This window comes from Moorena sp. SIO3H5 (assembly GCF_010692395.1).
GTDB lineage: Bacteria > Cyanobacteriota > Cyanobacteriia > Cyanobacteriales > Coleofasciculaceae > Moorena.
Genome location: NZ_JAAHHS010000674.1, coordinates 1 through 2,383, shown reverse-complemented (window position 1 = coordinate 2,383; position 2,383 = coordinate 1). Strand labels below are relative to the sequence as shown.

The 2,383-nt window shown below is 42.3% G+C and carries 1 protein-coding gene; it reads right to left on the bottom strand.

The annotated features are described in order from the left end of the window. Positions 1-93 precede the first annotated feature (93 nt). Complete coding sequence (gene ltrA, locus F6K52_RS35380; protein ID WP_293089737.1) at positions 94-1,755, bottom strand: group II intron reverse transcriptase/maturase; 1,662 nt, start codon at positions 1,753-1,755, stop codon at positions 94-96. Positions 1,756-2,383 lie beyond the last annotated feature (628 nt).

Sequence of the window (2,383 nt, the reverse complement as noted above, 5' to 3'; positions counted from 1 at the left end):
AAGGCGGGTAGGTAAGGAGCCTCGCGGCTCCGTTCCCCCCTCAGAACCGTACTTGCAAGGTTTCCAAGCATACGGCTCAAGCAAATCACACAGTCAACCGTGATGAATTTGTTGGTGACAGAAGAGGTGGATGAGTTGTAGGTTTTTGTATGTATCTTTACCCCCAATAGATTTGGGAATAATATGGTGAGTGTGTAAAATTTCTCCATTAAATAGGGATTCTTTACACTTTGGACATACAAAATTTTGGTTCTTTGCCAGCTTTTGTACCGAGCTTTTATAGTTCTGGGATTGTCTTTTCCTTTTGTCTCTAAACCATTGTTTGACCTCTGGATTAGGGTCATCAGGGCTAAATAATCCTGGTACTAGTATATGGCGTTTGATTTTGAACCAGGTGAATTTAAGCAGGTGTATCCCACTGTGAAAATCACCAAAGACCCATTTGTCGTTTCTCTCTAGATTGAATCTACCGAAATATTTTTTCTTCCTCCAGGCATCATTTTTGTTTGGGTGCATCCTTTTTGCGTATCTTCTGGCTCGTTTGTGCATCCAGGCATCTAAGGCTTCAAAGACTTTTCGGGAAACTCCGACTTTATAGTAATTTGCCCATCCCCTGATAATGGGGTTGAGTTTAGCTACTATGGTCTTAACATCTTGAGCTTGGTATTTTAACCAGACCTGTTTGATTTTTAGTTTTATATCTTTGATTGCTTGTCTGCTAGGCTTAACCAATAATTTGTAACCAGTTTTTCGGCTGATGTCCTTGTAATGTCTGACGTTGAAACCTAGAAAGTCAAAGCCTTCGGTAATAGGGACAATTTTAGTCTTTTCTCGATTGAGTTGAAGTCCTCTTTGTCCTAGCCATCCTTTTATATGGTTGACCACTGTTTTGGCGTCTTCTTGTGTTTCGCACAGACAGACAAAGTCATCTGCGTACCTGATTACAATGCGGTTGCCAATAATTTGTCCCCGTTTATCGTATTTAATACCTAGAGACTGTTCCATCCCATGTAGGGCAATATTAGCAAGAAGCGGTGAGATTAGTGCGCCTTGTGGCGTACCAGATTCCGTTGGGTTGAAGGTGTTTTTATCAATGTATCCCGATTTCAGCCATTGATAAATCAGCTTTCGAGCAGGGAAGTTTCCTAACATATTCATCAGGAATTCGTGGTCAATATTGTCAAAACAACCTTTGATGTCAGCATCTACTACCCATTTTTTCTTCCCGTTTGGGCGGATACCACAGAATATCTTTTCTATGGCATCATGGGTGCTTCTGCCAGGACGGAAACCGTAACTGCTTCTTTCAAACTGGGCTTCCCAACATGGTTCTAATGAGTTTTTGACCATTGCTTGTAAGCAACGGTCAATTAGTGATGGAATGCCTAGAGGACGTTTTTTGCCGTTGGATTTCGGGATATATACCCTTTTGGCTGGTAGTGGTTTCCAAGGGATGAATTGACTAAGTGTATCCACCAGTTGTCCTCTTCTGAAGGGGTTGAGTACTACCAACCCATCAATCCCTGAAGTTTTCTTACCCTGGTTCAGTTGTGTACACCTCCTAACTGCCAGGAGTATATTGCTAATTGACTTCATCAGAAGTCGTTGCAGATTTCGGACTGTTTTCCAATCTTCATTTTTGGTTGCCTTGAAAATTCGCTGTCTCAAATTCTTAACAATACGATTGGTTTTCTGCCAATCGACAGAATGCCATTCCGTTTTGTTCTGCTTAATTACGTTTACGACGGTTGTCATATCTAACTTTTCTTAAGAGTTCAGAATTCTTACTTTGAGTTTCAAGAGATTTACCAGTCTTCCGTTAGCACTCTTTCAAGTTGGTTATTCCAGGTTAGTTTCTGACCTATCCGTCAAGTTATACCCATTCTTTTTGGCTTTCCTTTAAGGTTTCCCTCTGACGGCATTCGCTTCTGAAGACTTCCTACACCCGCTAAGGAATTGATAGTTATCTTACGATTTCCCTACTTTGGACATGGAAAGTAGTCCAAAGACCCTATCGGGGTTATCCTGTTTCACACGGTATGGAGATGCGATTAACTTAGGACTTTATCTTTACTCCGAGGCTAGGTGTCCTCGAATAAGGCTCATAATGACCTTATTCCTGTTGCCTATCTCCCGTCTCAGTCACTTTTCGGGGTTACGACGTCACGAAGCATGAGATAAATTCACTGTTCGTTGTCCCTATTAATCTTGCCCTTGCCTACTTTTTGGTTTGTGACTACCTACTCAGTTTCGGCTTTTCCTCTCGCTGTGCGACATTCCGATTACTCCAAACGCCGTGAGTGGATGGACACAGACTGACGGACACTTGCCTGGGGAGGTTTTAACAGTCTCCCACTCTACCGTGCGCCTTTCAGGTCGCACT